15 protein-coding genes and 2 pseudogenes are annotated in these 16,569 nt (G+C 35.7%); 11 read left to right on the forward strand and 6 right to left on the reverse strand.

Going from position 1 to position 16,569, the window contains the following annotated elements:
* Positions 1–284 precede the first annotated feature (284 nt).
* Together CWATDRAFT_RS11255 and ruvA are read right to left on the reverse strand one after the other, a co-directional pair.
* Positions 285–569: a DUF7734 family protein gene (locus CWATDRAFT_RS11255; RefSeq protein ID WP_007305124.1), complete on the reverse strand. Its 285-nt coding sequence runs from the start codon at positions 567–569 to the stop codon at positions 285–287.
* A gap of 30 nt (positions 570–599) precedes the next feature.
* A complete protein-coding gene (ruvA, locus tag CWATDRAFT_RS11260; RefSeq protein WP_007305125.1) occupies positions 600–1,232 on the reverse strand; it encodes a Holliday junction branch migration protein RuvA in 633 nt (210 codons plus the stop codon).
* Between the two features lie 313 nt (positions 1,233–1,545).
* Here ruvA and tatC point away from each other — a divergent pair, with 313 nt between their 5' ends.
* A complete protein-coding gene (tatC, locus tag CWATDRAFT_RS11265; RefSeq protein WP_007305126.1) occupies positions 1,546–2,310 on the forward strand; it encodes a twin-arginine translocase subunit TatC in 765 nt (254 codons plus the stop codon).
* A 55-nt stretch (positions 2,311–2,365) separates the two neighbouring features.
* Here tatC and CWATDRAFT_RS11270 read toward each other — a convergent pair whose 3' ends face one another.
* A complete protein-coding gene (locus CWATDRAFT_RS11270) occupies positions 2,366–5,449 on the reverse strand; it encodes an alpha-mannosidase (protein WP_007305127.1) in 3,084 nt (1,027 codons plus the stop codon).
* Positions 5,446–5,841 (reverse strand): hypothetical protein, encoded by a 396-nt coding sequence (locus CWATDRAFT_RS11275; protein ID WP_007305128.1) that lies wholly within the window; start codon positions 5,839–5,841, stop codon positions 5,446–5,448. Before CWATDRAFT_RS11275 ends, CWATDRAFT_RS11270 begins: the two co-directional genes overlap by 4 nt.
* Before the next feature lie 70 nt (positions 5,842–5,911).
* Between CWATDRAFT_RS11275 and fni the strand changes: the two genes are divergently transcribed.
* From fni to CWATDRAFT_RS33450, 6 genes and pseudogenes are all read left to right on the forward strand, one after another.
* The gene (gene fni / locus CWATDRAFT_RS11280) at positions 5,912–6,982 is read left to right on the forward strand and encodes a type 2 isopentenyl-diphosphate Delta-isomerase (protein WP_007305129.1); all 1,071 of its coding nucleotides are present in this window, start codon (positions 5,912–5,914) and stop codon (positions 6,980–6,982) included.
* 596 nt (positions 6,983–7,578) lie between these two features.
* Positions 7,579–8,352, forward strand: coding sequence for a hydroxyacylglutathione hydrolase (gene gloB, locus CWATDRAFT_RS11285; protein ID WP_007305130.1), 774 nt, complete (start codon positions 7,579–7,581; stop codon positions 8,350–8,352).
* 10 nt (positions 8,353–8,362) lie between these two features.
* Entirely contained in the window at positions 8,363–9,148 is a 786-nt protein-coding gene (locus tag CWATDRAFT_RS11290) for an ion transporter (RefSeq protein WP_007305131.1), read from the forward strand.
* A gap of 256 nt (positions 9,149–9,404) precedes the next feature.
* A complete protein-coding gene (locus tag CWATDRAFT_RS11295) occupies positions 9,405–9,599 on the forward strand; it encodes a hypothetical protein (protein WP_007305132.1) in 195 nt (64 codons plus the stop codon).
* Between the two features lie 64 nt (positions 9,600–9,663).
* The gene (gene cobW / locus CWATDRAFT_RS11300; protein ID WP_007305133.1) at positions 9,664–10,707 is read left to right on the forward strand and encodes a cobalamin biosynthesis protein CobW; all 1,044 of its coding nucleotides are present in this window, start codon (positions 9,664–9,666) and stop codon (positions 10,705–10,707) included.
* A 216-nt stretch (positions 10,708–10,923) separates the two neighbouring features.
* A pseudogene (locus tag CWATDRAFT_RS33450) lies at positions 10,924–12,450 on the forward strand (IS5-like element ISCwa2 family transposase).
* 336 nt (positions 12,451–12,786) lie between these two features.
* Here CWATDRAFT_RS33450 and CWATDRAFT_RS41745 read toward each other — a convergent pair.
* Both CWATDRAFT_RS41745 and CWATDRAFT_RS11325 read right to left on the reverse strand, forming a co-directional pair.
* Positions 12,787–13,958: pseudogene (locus CWATDRAFT_RS41745) on the reverse strand (ISAzo13 family transposase).
* Between the two features lie 221 nt (positions 13,959–14,179).
* On the reverse strand, positions 14,180–14,662 hold the full coding sequence (locus tag CWATDRAFT_RS11325) for an iron uptake porin (protein WP_007305136.1): 483 nt from the start codon (positions 14,660–14,662) through the stop codon (positions 14,180–14,182).
* Positions 14,663–14,817: 155 nt separating this feature from the next.
* Between CWATDRAFT_RS11325 and pyrE the strand changes: the two genes are divergently transcribed.
* From pyrE to CWATDRAFT_RS11345, 4 genes are all read left to right on the forward strand, one after another.
* Positions 14,818–15,396: an orotate phosphoribosyltransferase gene (pyrE, locus tag CWATDRAFT_RS11330; protein ID WP_007305137.1), complete on the forward strand. Its 579-nt coding sequence runs from the start codon at positions 14,818–14,820 to the stop codon at positions 15,394–15,396.
* A gap of 419 nt (positions 15,397–15,815) precedes the next feature.
* A complete protein-coding gene (locus CWATDRAFT_RS11335) occupies positions 15,816–16,028 on the forward strand; it encodes a DUF2811 domain-containing protein (RefSeq protein WP_021830014.1) in 213 nt (70 codons plus the stop codon).
* On the forward strand, positions 16,025–16,240 hold the full coding sequence (locus CWATDRAFT_RS11340; RefSeq protein ID WP_021830013.1) for a hypothetical protein: 216 nt from the start codon (positions 16,025–16,027) through the stop codon (positions 16,238–16,240). The genes CWATDRAFT_RS11335 and CWATDRAFT_RS11340 overlap by 4 nt, the downstream gene beginning before the upstream one ends.
* Positions 16,233–16,559, forward strand: coding sequence for a hypothetical protein (locus CWATDRAFT_RS11345; RefSeq protein ID WP_007305138.1), 327 nt, complete (start codon positions 16,233–16,235; stop codon positions 16,557–16,559). The genes CWATDRAFT_RS11340 and CWATDRAFT_RS11345 overlap by 8 nt, the downstream gene beginning before the upstream one ends.
* Positions 16,560–16,569: the final 10 nt, after the last annotated feature.

Consider the following 16,569-nt stretch of genomic DNA (forward strand, 5'->3'; position numbering starts at 1 on the left):
TTTGCTTTTATTCAGCAAACCCTAATTATTCCCTCTTAAACTCAATTTTTGGATAATCAAAGTCAATTTTTTTATTCATCTATATTCAAAATTTCTATTAGTCCTAAAAATCATCATTTTTCATCTCTGGATTGGGCTTTCAAATTAATTTGTGAGAAATCCGGGATTAGCAAAGACTTGTTTTGTCCTTCTTTACAAAATATCACAAACTTAGAAAAATGGGTAAATATTTTTTATCAGAGCCTCTGTACCACAAAATTTCTGGGGGATGCCAAGTCGTTAGCTTAGAATAAGTTTTCCATTTTTTCCCAGGTTAATCCTTTTTCAATATATTTAGGCTCTTGCGGGTTATAAGGACTTTGAAGGCGATCAATACTAATAATTTCTGCTGTTTCTGAAATCAGGGGAATCTCGGCATTGAATTCTGTCGAACCCATTAAAGAACTAGAAAATCCTTTAAAAATCATTACTTTATCCTTTTCTTCCTCAATAACAACTGTTATTAATAATACTTCTTGAGGATGTTTAATTGTGTACTTTTCTAGTTGTTGTATTTTTGATAATGACATGGTTGATAATGGTTTATAATCGATAGTTTTTTACTGACTTAACCAAGCGATCACTTCTTTTATCCATTCTTCTGTACTGGTATTTTTGAGCATCAGATTATCTTGACTTAAGGTAGAAACAGCTTTGTTTATCTCTTCATTAGTATACCCTAAAGCTAACAAGGTCATCTCAATATCTTCTAAAATATCCAAAGATGGCATGGCAGAAGAAGAAGCAACGGTTCCCCCTACCAGTTTTCGCCATTGTGATAGTTTTGTTCTCAATTCTAAAGCAATTCTCTCTGCGGTTTTTTTACCCACTCCTGGGGTTTGAGATAATGTTCTAATATTTCCAGTGACGATAGCTTGTACTAATTCTTCTAACCCTAGAGTATCTATTAAGGCAATGGCTGATTGTGCGCCAATACCACTAACACTTATCAGTTGACGGAATAATTCCCGTTCGGCAGTAGTAGAAAACCCGTATAAAATTTGCTGATCCTCTTTTATTTGTAAATAAGTAAAAACCTGAATATTTTCTAAATCATATTGAGAAATATCTCGCGCTAATTTTGAGGGTATTTGCAATTCATAGCCGATTTTATTCACTTCTAAGACCAATATTATCCGATTATTGGTATTTTTGATAACTTCGATAGGAATGCCTTTTAAGTAGCTAATCACAGGGGTTTAAGTTAATAATGGGTTTCAATAAATACAAAACAATTCAAATAGATTATACCATTAATTAACTCTTTTGTTAAGAATAAGTTAAGAGAAACAGAGCAACTATTCTGAGTATTACTACCTTTCTTTGATGAGATAATTACATGGAGAAGAACCTAAACAATTATTACAAAATGCTGACTTAGCTTTATATAAAACTAAACAAGAAGGACGCGATCTCGTAATTTCTTTTGATTTAATCTCGTAGTGGTTACAGAAACTGACCATTTTTTTCTACAATAGGTAATGATCAAACCACCCTAGCCAAGTTATGACCCAAACCAATAGTCAACCCCGTACCGATGTTGAAAAGGAAGCCTATCTCAACGAAATACCCAATGAGGTAGAAATGTCTTTGTTTGACCATCTCGAAGAACTGCGGATGCGTATTTTTTACTCTTTAATTGCAGTGGCGGTGGGTATGGTTGGTTGTTTCCTGGTGGTTAAACCCTTGGTCCGATGGTTAGAAGTTCCGGCTCAAGGAGTCAAGTTTTTACAGTTAGCCCCTGGTGAGTTCTTTTTTGTCTCGATTAAAGTGGCTGGTTATAGCGGTTTATTGGTGGCGAGTCCTTTTATTCTTTATCAGATTATTCAGTTTGTTTTACCAGGGTTAACCCGTGGGGAACGTCTTCTATTGGGCCCTGTGATTTTAGGATCGAGTGTCTTATTTTTTGCGGGAATTGGTTTTTCTTATTGGGCTTTAATTCCGGCTGCGTTAAACTTTTTTATCACCTACGGGGGCGATGTTGTTGAACAATCTTGGTCCATTGATCGCTATTTTGAGTTTGTTCTATTATTAATGTTTAGTACGGGTATTGCTTTCCAAATTCCTGTGATTCAATTAATTTTAGGACAGTTGGGTATTGTCTCTTCAAATCAGATGTTAAAGGGATGGCGTGTGATTGTTTTAGGCTCGGTTATTTTGGGTGCAATTTTAACTCCTTCTACCGATCCCTTAACTCAATCTTTATTAGCAGGGGCTGTTTTAGGATTATATTTTGGTGGTATCGGCCTTGTTAAATTAACTGGAAAATAGACTAACTATTATAACATAAGTTGGACTCATTTGGTTTTTATTTTACTAGCGATCGCTATTCTTTTTTTAGGTCAAAAGTTACAATTTTCCAGGGTTGAATTTTCTGCTCATCATTCGTTGCTTCTTCTAATAAGTTTCTTCCTTGACCTAATTTTAGGTTTAAATCACTTTCTATTTCCATTGTAGCTGCTTTTCCTTCACATTCATAACAGCGTAGAATATAGTTATCTTTTCCCTCTTCTTCTGCTGGTTTCAATGCAGAGATAATTAAGTTTTCTGCTGGTATATTTAACCCTGAAAATACAGGGGGCAATGTTCCTTTATTATTTTTTTTATTATCAGTAATTACTACCTGTAAGGGAATATTCAACTCACGGGCTTTTTGTACTGTTTTTGCTTCTTGCCAACTTCCTTGATGGGGATAGATAGCATAGGTAAATTCCTGTTTTCCAATGTCACAAGTTGGATCAGGCCATCGGGGACTTTTTAATAGGGTAAGTCTTAGGCGATCGCTTTGACTATCATAGCCATATTTACAGTCATTTAATAAGCTAACTCCATAGTTTTTACTATTATCGGTTAAATCTGCCCATCGTAATGCTGGTACTTCCCATTTAGCTTTTTGATATGGTGTTTTTGGACAGTTTGACCGTTGAATAGTTCCAAAAGGAATTTCATAGCTACTATATTCTGCTGTTAAATTAAATGGAAATGCTGCTTTAACTAAAACATATTTTTCTTGCCAGTCAACTTTAGTTTTTATTTGCAAAATTGCTGATTTTTTCTGCAATACATAATCTTGAGTAAACTCGGAGTCACCCATTTTTCTGATAACTCTCACTTTCCATTGTATAGGACCCACTTCTAAGGTTTCTATAGATATTAACTTAGGACATGGTAAGGGATAACTATTATAATTTGGATCAATATTCCACGCATCCCAATATTGTCCTTTATCCTGAAAGCTTTGTAATTTATTTCCTTCTCTTTTTAAAATCTCTAATTGATTATTTTTATCATAGATACTATCAATATTTCCAGTCTTAGCATTGATTATTACTTTCAGATATTCATTCTCTAAAATAGTTTCATTTTGTTGTAATATTTCTTCTTTCTCTCTTTCTTTATCATTAGGGACTAGATAAAAAACACCATAACCAATAGAAGGGATATTCTCAGCCACAAATAGAAGCTTATTATCATGGGACACTTGAGTAACTAACTTATTCTCTTCTAAGTCATAAATTTCATAATTATTATCCATATAATCAATTTCTACTATTTCCGAACGCTCCCAGTTAAGAGAGTTAAAAATAATAATCGGTTTCGCCTTAAGTTTAGATATAGAAGGAATTACAATCCAAGACATTATTTTTTTAAAAGCAGATTTTAAGATATTATTTCCTATAATTTGCACTTCTTCCCAGTCTTGGTTAGCTTGTATAAAAACATCGGTAATAGAGGTTCCAGGCAAGATGTCATGAAATTGATTAAATAAGACTTTTTTCCAAGCAAACTCTATGTTACTTTTGACTTCATCATCCATAGGTTTACTTTCAATCATGGCCGCTAAACATGACCATAACTCTGCTTGATATAATAAGTCTTCACTACGACGATTATAATATTTTTGGTCAGCGTGGGTAGTATAACATCCCCGATGTAAATCTAAATAGAGTTCATCATCCCATACAGGAATTTTTAACCCATTTTCAACAGTATGTTTAACCTTATCAAGATAATTTTTAGCAGTTGTAAAATTAACTTGAGGGAAAAAAGGAGACTGTTTCCACCGTTGACTAACTTCTATCATGTCACGGGTGGGACCACCACCATGATCTCCAACTCCTGGTATCCATAATATTTCTTGTAACCCCGTTTGTTGTTCCCATTTCACACTATAGTTTGTCATAGGAATAGGATGGGTTGTCATCACACCCTCTACATTTGGGGGAGACATTACGGTTAATAATTCTGTGCCATCAAGAGATCGCCACCAAAAGGCACCATAGGGAAATTCTACAGTATTGTTCCAGTGTAGTTTACCTGTAACAAAATAGTTAATGCCACTTTGTTTGAAAATTTGCGGTAACTGTAAACAAAATCCAAAACTGTCAGGTAGCCAAGCAACTTCTGTGATAGTGCCAAATTTTTCTTGGATATATTTTTGTCCATATAGAAGCTGTCTAACCAAAGATTCTCCTGATACTAAATTAACCTCTGGTTCTACCCACATCCCTCCTAAAATTTCCCATGTACCTACTTTATATGAGTCTTGAATCTGTTTAAAAAGCTCTGGACGATTTTTTTCTACCCATTCGTAAAGAACAGGGGTTGTATGGCAAAATGTCAGGGAATTAAATTCCTGTTGTAAGTTGATAACTGAGCTAAAAGTTCGTTCTGCTACTTCCCAAGTTTCGTCTACTTTCCATAACCAAGCCATGTCTAAATGAGCGTGACCAACAATATTAAATTTTCGTTGTTTGATGAGATAACTGAAAGGTTGTAACTGTTTCCTGAGTTGTATTAGTTCCTCATTAAACTTGTCAGCAAGATCCACATAATTCCAATTAAGATTATTAACTGTTTCTTCTAGAAACTCTAAATTTTCAGGGTAAAATGTCGATAAATAGTTAAATAAAACAGCAAGCTCATCAGCAATGAATCCAGGATCAATAGCATTATAATCACTTTCATATATTAACTGTGACTTCATTAACGCCCCAATATCATGACTAGGACTGACTAACCGTAAACATACTAAAAATTCTTGTCCTATCTGAGCAGAAGAGGTTAATAAAACTCTAGCTAAACAGTCAAATAAGTCTCCCTCTTGTACCAACTTACCATTGACAAAAATTTGTGCTATTTCTGCCCACCAAACCAGAGATAATCTTAAAGATAGTTTTTCTAAAGGATAACCGTTTAATTGTTCAGGAATAACGATTTTTTGAACTAACCATTTAACCTGACTTCCTGCTTCCCAGGTTAAATATCCTTTCTCATTAGCTGTAATTGATTGTAAGTTATCAAAACGAATATCATTAATGTCTATTTCTTCAGAAGTCCCTAACCAGTTATGTTGTACAGTAACTTGTGTTAGTTGACGTAACCTATCAATAATTTCAGTAATATTCATTTTCTAGTCACAATTAAAATAATTAACACTGTCATCAAAAGTATTTCAGTACCCACTAAACCATTTAAAGTTTCTATGTCCTCTGGTTTAGTGATAAAATACTGACGAAATAGGGTATAAGGAATAATTTGTAAAAGAATAATGCCAACGAAAAAAGCAATGATTCCAGAAAAAGAGTAAAACCAAAGACTAATGGCAATAATGACATCAAAAATTAGTAAAATAATATCCATTATTCGCCAATGAAGCGGTGTTTCCCACCAAGAAACATCACCATTACTTAAAATGTTGCTACAATGTACCAAGGCACCATAAACTAAATAAATAGACAAAAATCTCAGAAAAATTCCCGTCCAATATTGAGGAAAAGACTTTTGTAAATCATCAAACATTTTCAATCTCTACTCAATAGCTCTTTTTTGCTAAGATAACCTAAGAACCCGATCTACCCTACTTTAACCCATGTCTCACCCTGTTAACGAATCTCCTACTTTAATCGAAAACAGAAAAGCGGATCATATCAACATTGTTCTAGAAAAAGATGTGACAGGTAAAGGCATCACCACAGGGTTTGAACAATTTTTCATGGAACATGATGCCCTTCCTGACGTGGATCTCGATGAAGTTGACCTCAGCTTACAAGTTTGGGGCAAAACTCTACAAGCTCCTTTACTCATCAGTAGCATGACAGGAGGCACAGATAATGCCCATTTTATCAACTTAAATTTAGCAGAAACAGCACAAGCTTTGGGTATTGCTATGGGGGTAGGTTCCCAACGTGCAGGGATTGAACAGCCAAACTTAGGTAAAACTTATCAAATACGAGGAGTTGCACCCGATATTTTATTGTTTGCTAACTTAGGGGCAGTACAGCTTAATTATGGTTATGGTATCGATGAAGCCAAAAAAGCCGTAGACATGATCGAGGCCGATGCTTTGATCCTCCATCTCAACCCCCTACAAGAAGCTGTCCAAGCAGAAGGCGATCGCAACTGGAAAGGACTCTACAACAAGATCGCAACCCTGGCTACTAAATTAGATGTCCCCATCATCGCTAAAGAAGTAGGTAATGGCATCAGTGGCAAAATAGCCCGTCGTTTAGCTGACTGTGGAGTGTCTGCCATCGATATTGCCGGTGCTGGAGGTACCAGTTGGAGTGAGGTTGAGGCATACCGAGAAAGCGATCCCCGTCGTCGTCAGATCGCCCATTGTTTCGCCGGTTGGGGTATTCCTACGGCAGTTTCCTTGATGCAAGTGCGTAAAGCTGTCCCAGAGTTACCAGTCTTTGCTAGTGGGGGTATTCGTAGCGGTATCGATGTTGCTAAAGCCATCGCCCTTGGAGCAACTTTAGTGGGCAGTGCGGCCCCCCTATTAGACGCTGCTACCTATCAATCTCAAGCGGTTTATGATAAGTTCTCAATCTTATTAGAAACCCTGAAAATTGCTACTTTTTGCGCCGGATCTTCTAATTTAAGCCAGTTAAAACAAGTTCAGTTACATCATCAAAATAGTTGGTCTTACCCTATGGAGTAGGAAGCCAATCTTCATCTAACAATTGCTCCTTTTTATCGAAAAATGAACTTTATCATCTTATCCCCTCATCCCCTAAATCCCACCACTATAACCTCATCCTGAAAATCCTATCATCCACAAAATCCTGATACTGACAATGTAGGGGGTGTTGGGTTTCACTGGTAAATCACATCAATCTGTTGTATCAATGATAATTTATTTGCAACGCCCCAACCGAAGAAGGCGATGCGATCGCACGAAATCTAACTCATCAAACCTTTGCGCTATAAAGATAGGTAAACTGTCTAATCCACCTGAAAAGACCCTATAGGCAGACATATTTTTTACTCATACACCTAACACGGTCCATTATTATATAAAAAAGTAGTATGGTCTGTCAACCCCATTGTCTCGTTTATTATTGAGAAAGATTATCAATAATTCTGTGGTAGTATTGAACAGTTTGTGATGGGTTTTGTAATCTATGTTACCGTTTTTTGGGAAATGGCGAGAAAAACGTTATATAAAAAATACAAATATAATACATTGAAAATATAGCAGTCAGGTTGTACTTCTGAATTCTTGATAAAATACAAGGAAAGTAAACAATTATTTTTATGGAAATTAAACGCTTACCTGCTTTATCTGATAATTACATTTTCCTGTTACATGATCCCCATAATAACACGGCTGCTGTGGTCGATCCGGCGGAGGCGAAACCAGTGTTAAAGTGCTTAGATGAATTAGGGGCAAAATTGGTGGCTATTTTGAACACCCATCACCACGCCGATCATGTTGGGGCTAATAAAAAACTCATGAAAAAGTTCCCCGATGTTTGTATTTATGGAGGCAAAGAAGATCAAGGAAGAATCCCAGGACAACAAGTTTTTTTAGAAGAAGGAGATACGGTAAAATTTGCCGAAAAAATGGCTAAAGTATATTTTGTTCCTGGCCATACTCGAGGACATATTGCCTATTATTTTCCGCCTCATGATTCAGAAGGAAAAGGTGATTTATTTTGTGGGGATACTATTTTTGCTGGAGGGTGTGGCCGTCTATTTGAAGGGACACCGGCACAGATGGTTAACTCCTTAACTAAACTGAGAAACTTACCCGATAATACCCGTGTTTGGTGCGCCCACGAATATACCCTAAGTAATCTTAAATTTGCTGTCACCGTTGAGCAGGATAATAACGAGTTACAAAACCGTTATCAAGCGATAATCAAAGCTCGTAAAAATCAGCAAGCAACGGTTCCTTCATTATTAGGGGAAGAAAAGAAAACTAATCCATTTTTACGATGGGATCAACCCGCTTTACAAAGTTTAACGGGAATGAATGATCCTGCTAGGGTATTTGGTCAAATTAGGGGAATGAAAGATAATTTTTAACTAACAGACAATGGAAGCCCAAAACTTCACATTTAAAGAAAAAATATCCCACTATTTAGATGATTTTAATAGCCCCATTGGAGTTATAGTAAATTTAATTATTCTGGGGTTTATTTTATTATCTTCTGGGATTTTTGTTATAGAAACTTATCCTTTATATGATACTACTTTAAAAGTATTAGGGAAAATAGATGGAGTAATTTTAAGCTTATTTACTATTGAATATTTAATCCGTTTTTGGTGTGCAGAATCAAAGGTTAAATTCATTTTCAGTATTTTTTCTTTTATCGATTTACTGTCTATTTTACCTTTATTTGTAGGTTTTATTGATATTCGTTTCATTCGTATTCTGCGTTGGTTTCGAATCTTAAGACTATTGAGATTAATCAAATTTGAAACATCTTTGTTTAAAATAAAATCAGAAGACGGTATTATATTAGTCAGAATATTTTTGATTATATTTTCCTTAGTTTTTATCTATTCTGGAGCTATTTATCAAGTAGAGCATTATAGTAATCCAGAAGTTTTTAAAACATTTTTTGACGCTTTATATTTTTCTGTGTTTACTATGACAACTGTTGGTTTTGGCGATGTTATACCACTGTCAGAAGCAGGGAAGATTTTAACTGTAATTATGATTTTTTCTGGTATTCTTTTAATACCTTGGCAACTTAGTATATTAACCCAAAAATCCTTACAAAATACTCAACAAGGCAATCAAGTTTGTTCCCATTGTGGCTTAAAATTTCATGATCGAGATGCTAATAATTGTAAGATTTGTGGAACCAAGTTATAATCAATAATTAGTAGGAGCTTAATATTATATTGACGCTTTAGTTATTAAAGAATGATTTTTGGTCATTGTTATTGAAGCAAAAAACCTGAGTTCGATATAAGGAAATTTGCAGAAAACTAACTCAAATCAGAAGTCCCAAACTCTCATTCTCTCGTTTAAAAAATCATAACTCCTAACTCCGAACTCCTAACTCCGAACTCACGTAAAAAGGTATGGTTTCAATGTTTCCTTAGCTATTCCTCAAGCTTTAACTTATATGATGGCTAATACTGAGCAAAAAAGCCCTATTTTTGGTTTGGTAACCAACGGAGAAGATTATATTTTTATCAAAGTCAGTCATCAAGATAAACAATACGACCTTTCCGATAAATTAACCTTAGCAAAAAGAAACAATCAAGAATTTTATCAAGTTTTTCAAATAATCAAAAATATTAAACAATTCTTACTATAATTTCTGAACTCAACTTAGTATGATATGATTCAACAGGAAAATAGATTCTAGGGAAAATTAATCAATGCACAAGATCCCCGTTACAGTAATTACAGGCTTTTTAGGCGCAGGAAAAACTACATTAGTTCGTCATCTGTTACAAAATAATCAAAAGCGACGCATTGCCGTATTAGTTAATGAGTTTGGAGAAGTAGGTATCGACGGAGAATTACTCAAAGATTGTCAAATTTGCGACGAAGAAGATAACCCCAACGAAAACATTATAGAACTCAATAATGGCTGTCTTTGTTGCACAGTTCAAGAAGAATTTTATCCCACCATGCAGCAACTTCTAGAACGAAGAGACTCCCTCGACTGTATGTTAATAGAAACCTCCGGTTTAGCTCTCCCCAAACCCTTAATACAACCCTTTCGTTGGCCAGATATTCGTAACAGTGCTACAGTTGATGGTGTGGTTACAGTAGTTGATTGTCAGGCGTTAGCTTCCGGTACCTTAGTAGGAGACTTAGAGGCATTAGAGGCACAAAGAGAAGCAGATCCCAACCTCGAACACGAAACCCCCATCGAAGAATTATTCGAGGATCAATTAGCTTGTGCTGACTTAGTATTACTAACAAAAAGCGACTTAGTTGAAGAGACAGAATTAAACAAAATTAAAACCTGGTTATCTCAAGAATTACGTCCCGGTGTTAAAATTGTTTCCTGTGATCACGGTCAAATTAGTCCTGACATTTTACTCGGGTTTAATGCTGCTGTAGAAGATAATTTAGAAACCCGTCCTTCTCATCACGATCACGAAGAAGAACACGATCACGACGATGATATTAACTCGGTACAAATAACCCTCGAACAAGCTTATGATCCCAAAAAATTAGTGACAACCTTAACAAAAATAGTAGAAGATAACGAGATTTATCGTATTAAAGGCTTTGTTAATGTTCCTAATAAACCCATGCGGTTAGTCTTACAAGGAGTAGGCGATCGCTTCGATTATTTTTACGATCGCCCCTGGCGCAAAGATGAACTAAAACAAACCCGTTTAGTCTTCATTGGTAAAGAATTAAGGCAAGAAGCGATCGAAGAATCAATTAATAACGTAAGTTTGTAGTTAGTCCTAACAGACGAAAAACATAGTCATCATGAAGGCTTTAGCCTTCATTACGAACTTTTCTATTTTATCTTTAATTAGGGTTTGCTGAATAAAAGCAAAACCCTATTCTTTAAAAGGTTACACCCATATTCGCGATCGCAAAAAAGATCAGCTTTGTCGGCTACAAACCGCTATAATTGGTAGAAACACCTCCCAGTTGTTGGTCAAGAACAAATGTATCGAAAAGAGGAGCAACCTTTACCGCCCCCAGAAAAATTTGAATTACCTTTCGAGGGTAAATTGTCCCCCAATAATCGTTGGGTAATCATGGCAGAGTTGATACCTTGGGATGATTTTGAGGAAGAATATGCTAAACTTTTTTCAGCAGAAAAAGGTGCGCCAGCCAAACTATTTAGAATGGCATTAGGGACATGAATTATTAAGGAAAAATTAGGAACAAGTGATAAAGAAACTATAGAACAGATTAGAGAAAATCCCTATCTACAATACTTTATAGGTTTAAATTGTTATCAACAAGAGCCACCACTGGAATCTTCAATGCTAGTTCATTTTAGGAAAAGAATTGATGGAGAATTGATAAACAAAATCAATAAAAAAATAGTAAAAAGAGAAATAGACAAGAGTGATAAAGAAGTAAAAAAAAAGGATTGTCTCCAAGAAAAAGGAGAAAAAATAAAAAATAAAGGTAAACTAATTTTAGATGCGACTTGTGCGCCAGCAGACATCAAATACCCAACGGATTTAGGCATATTAAATCAAGCCAGAATTGAGACAGAAAGAATAATAGATAATCTTTATAAACCATTAAGAGTAAAATTGAGAAAAAAGCCGAGAACTTCTAGAAAAATTGCTAGAAAGGAATACTTAAAAGTAGCTAAAAAACGAAAAGTATCTTATCAAGAAAGAAGAAAAGCTATCGGGAAACAGTTAAAATACCTTAAGAAAAATTTAGGAAATATAGAAGACTTAATTCAAGCTGGGGCTTCCTTGGAAAATCTGAGTAAAAGACAGAAAAATTGTCTAGAGACTATCAAAAAATTTTATGAACAACAACAGTCAATGTGGGAGAATAAGACCCAGAGTGTTCCTCAAAGAATTGTAAGTTTAACTCAACCGCATATTCGTCCAATAGTGAGGGGAAAAGTAGGAAAACCAATAGAGTTTGGAGCTAAACTCTCAGTAAGCTGTGTAGATAACTATGTGTTTCTAGACAAAATAAGTTGGGAAAACTTCAATGAATCTTGTCATTTAAAAGAACAAGTAGAAAAGTATAAAGAAACGTTTGGCTATTATCCCGAATCCGTCCATGTAGATAAAATTTATCGAACTAGGGAAAACAGAAATTGGTGTAAGGAAAGAGGGATAAGAATCAGTGGTCCGAAGTTAGGAAGACCTCCGAAAAATGTCAGTGAAGAAGAAAAGAAACAAGCCCACTCCGATGAATGCTTCCGTAATGCTATTGAGGGAAAGTTTGGACAAGCTAAACGAAGATTTAGCCTAAATCTCGTGATGACAAAACTCCCTGAAACCTCCATTACATCTATTGCTATTACATTTTTAGTTGTCAATCTTTCTAAACTTCTGAGGCAGTTTTTGTCGCTTTTTTTGTCCTTATTTACTAATAATAGAACAGGGGAACTCATCAAACCGCCTTTCATTAATTTTGATTATACTTTAAACAATTTTTATGTACTAAAACTTATTGATTTGTCAGAAAATTCTTGGTCAAAAGTGGCATAAATTTTGGAGAAACTTTTTCAGCAAACCCTAAATTAGATGAGGATTTTCTAGAGAGTTTTACAGAACTGAAAAAACAACTGCCTCCCCTTGAACAAGAAAACTCTCACATTCTTGCTTGGGTGATTTCCAAGAAAAAGTTTCCCACCCATTCTCAGAATCTGTTTGTAGAACATCTCAAATAAGCGAAAAGGGAAAAATAAAAAGTTGTTCGCGGATACTTTCCGCGAACAAAAACCTCCCTATCTAAAAGAAAGAAATACGCTAACTTTTAAATTAGCTTTGACTATTTTTAAAAAGGAAATTCACTTAATTTTACACTCTTATTAACTTTTTAGACTAACTGGGTCTAATCAAAATATCCCATTTAGGTAAGTGAGGATTACGTTCTAAACGTTTCTCAATTTCCTTCATCTCTTTTTTCGTTAAAGAAATGCCTTTTTGATAAACTTTTTTACTTAACTTAACTATCGGATTTAAGCCTTTCCATGTCATAGTTTTTACCCAAGCTAACATCGTTTGAGCATTTCTCAGAAGTGTTCCGTTCCAATGCCTCTCTAAAATTCCCCAACATCTTTCTATGGGATTATATTTACTGTGATAAGGAGGAAAATATAGTAATTGAATAGATTTCTTAGTTTGGTCGGCAAACTCTACCATTCTCTTCAAAAATTGCCTTCTTATTCCACTATTTTCTGGTCCATTATCAACTTTAATTTGGATGTTCTCTAGTTGCTGCTTTTCATTTATACTCAGACTTGTCCACCATTGCTCCAAGTTATCTACCATGAAATCACTCGTTTTATAAGAACTTCCAAAAGTTACATAAAGTTGCCCTGTATCTTCATCTACAATCCCACAAGGAACGTATTTTTCTTTAGTTCCCATATCATGATCTTGAGCTTGATTATAACCTCTGGTTTGTCCGCCACGTGAATATTCTCCTATTTCCACAGTTGCTTTACAATCCATACTTAAACGTTTCACAGAAGGGTCTTTTTTTCTATCTTTTTTCTCTATATTCTCGAAGATAGCGTCCGTCTCCGAGATTTTTTTTTAGGTTTAGCTTTTACCACTTTTCTTAATCGATAGCCCAAACGATTTAAAATATCTGCCATTGTCGAAGCAGCAGGAACCTCCTCTCCATTATATCCTAGATTTCTTAATTGTTTAATGGCTTCAGCCGCCGTTAATCTTGTATAGGCAATGGGGTTATTAAATGTGGGGTTTTGTTGTGCGTGAGCTTCGGCTATTTCTTTCAATGATTGGGCAACTATTGGGTATCTTTCCTCCCATTTTTTACATCCACTATTGACTGATTGTAATCCTAAACACACTATCCCAGTTCGTTTTTCATGTAATCCAAGTTGAACATTTTTTCTCCCCCAACCAAACACGATTTCGGTTTGTCTGGCACTTCCTCCACAATACTTGAGACACATTTCAGCTTGAAATGAACGACGCTCTGCTCCCGTCATTTTTGAGGCTGCTAAACGTAAATCATCGACCATCGACGGGGTTAAGGGATGATTTGTCTGTTTTAGCTTCAATTTACTCTCTCTAATCTTTTTACCTCTTCATTTTAATCTATTTCTTCTGTTTTTTCAGACAAGCCAATTATGAAATTTTAAAGTTGTGTACCAAGATCCGCTAACTCTCTGTTCCTTTTATTTCTTGAAAGCCTTTAGTCCAAGCGATTACCCCCTATGGGAAAAGCTTTCTCGGAAATCACCTAAAACGCCCGATCCATGACGTGGGAAAAATGCTCTCCGCGATCTGTGGGGATAGCTTGAATTTCAGGTGCTGTATTTTGATAAGCTGGGGAACCCAGATTCCTCGCTTCGAGTAAACGCCGCTCTAACTGCTCCATACAAGCATTTAAACCTGCGGCAAACTCATTCCGAGTCAGGGCGAGATCGCCCCGATAAGTGCGATCGGGATAACCGACAATACAGCCATAATTTTCCACTAAACTTCTCAAAGCTTGATAAGACCAATCTGTAGGAGAAACATCCCTTAATTGTTGAATACTACTAAGTTGTTGCAGTATAGTCTGATAATCGTAAGCTTGAGCCGGAACGTTATTATTTGGTGACAATTCCTGGGTTTGTTGAGCCGTCTGTGAAGGGTAAGAGTTAGGAACAGGTTCGGCGTAGCTAACATTACTAACTAAGGCAGAACCCACTATCAAAGCAGGTAACAAAGATTTGTACACTTTTGTTTCATCTCCTCACAATCAATTTAACTAAAAGATAGGTCAGGGTAACTAACCACCCGTATTTTAGCTAATTTTTCTGTTGGGGTCTGAAGATTGCCCGATTCAGTTAATTAAGTTTTATCATTGTTAATGTCACCTGTGGTACTTTTTCTATGATTTCCGTTGCAACTGCCGATTTATCAGAGTTACGCACCTATCTTTTAGATTTATTCGTTAAGTTAGCTTACAAAGAAGGGGACTTTACCCTGTCTTCCGGTCAGAAAAGTAGTTACTATATCAATGGAAAACAGGTGACACTGAGGGCTGATGGGGCTTTGGCTATTGGACGCTTATTATTATCCATGTTGCCCCCCAACACTCAAGGAGTGGCCGGGTTAACCTTGGGGGCTGATCCTATTGTTAGTGCGGTCAGTGTGGTGTCTGCTTATGAAAACTGCCCCATTCCTGCCTTAATTATTCGCAAAGAAGCTAAAGGACACGGAACCCAAGCTTATATCGAAGGGCCAACTCTTTCCCCAGGGGCGACGGTGGTTGTCTTAGAAGATGTAGTCACAACTGGTAAGTCAGCTATGTTGGCCGTTGAAAGATTACGGGCCGTTGGCTACACCGTTAATACAATTCTTGCTTTGGTGGATCGAGAACAAGGAGGGTCCGCTTTTTATGACAGTCAAGGGTTAACTTTTCAAGCCTTATTCTCCATTAGCGACATACAAAGGTACTATCAAAATTAAAATTATCCCTCTCTTCTTAACCAAAATTTTCATTCTTGATTTCCAAAATTTTTTTCACACCCTCATGAGGATTTTCCACAGATTCCACTAAATTTTCCCCAGCCTTTTCTAACTTTTCAACAATAAAAAACCAAATAATAGACTTTTGGGAATTCATGGGGAAAAGTATTCGGTTAATTCTTGTTTAAAAACTTATAATCACTTTTTTTGTATCCTATGTTAATATACATAAGTCGGAGGTAATCTCTAGGAAAATAAACGTATCTATTTATAATTAGTGCGTCTTTTTATTACTTGGTTCTTCTCAAGAATAAATAATTCAGTATATCTCAATAATGTAGCTTGTTTAAAACTATGCTCTATATAATAAAATGATACCAAGTTTATCCATTATATTGTTATCTTTGTGAGGAAAAGACATGAAAACTACTATCGCTCTTGAAGTCGAAATACCAGAAGAAACCTATGTTTTACTCACGAACTTTATTGAAAATCATGCCCCGTTAGGATTTAATGAAGTTATTTCCTTAGCCGTTTCTAACTTTTTAACTAACCAAAAAAGTCCCTTGAATTCTTATCTATCTGGTTTATACGACTGCACCAACAATTCACAGAAGATGTTAGACCAATGAAAACAAAAAAATTAATTCCGTTACCCTGGAAAACTAGAGAAAGAATTAAAGCTTTTTCTCAAGTTTTTCCCGAGGTTCCTTTGCTAGAAAGTCCAACCACTGGGGATCAACTATCCAAGGTGATAGATCGACTTCAACCTATTGCTAAGTCAGAAAGTGCTGCATTTTCTTTATTACGAGAATTAGATTCTTATCGGTGTTACGGTGAATAACTCAAAGGAAAATCAACCGTCTTTCTTTGATCCGGTTAACCTTTTAATTGCGGTGATAATAATCGCCGTAATTCTGATCATTTCTGTTTCTAACCTCTTAGAAAACCCAGAAAGTCGTCAAATTCGACAAACCGCTGAGAAAAAACTGAGATTATTTGCCAGAGGTTATAGTCTCAATGCCATTGAATGCGAAGGGGTTGATAGCAATAATAACGGGTGGCTTAACTGTCGGGCTGACGATCGCAAAGGAAAAATGCTTTACCTAGAATGTCCGTATAATTTTCCTGAACCCGAATGTCGTTATAGAGAAAAAAATTAAGGATAGTAAA

The organism is Crocosphaera watsonii WH 8501, assembly GCF_000167195.1.
Lineage (GTDB): Bacteria > Cyanobacteriota > Cyanobacteriia > Cyanobacteriales > Microcystaceae > Crocosphaera > Crocosphaera watsonii.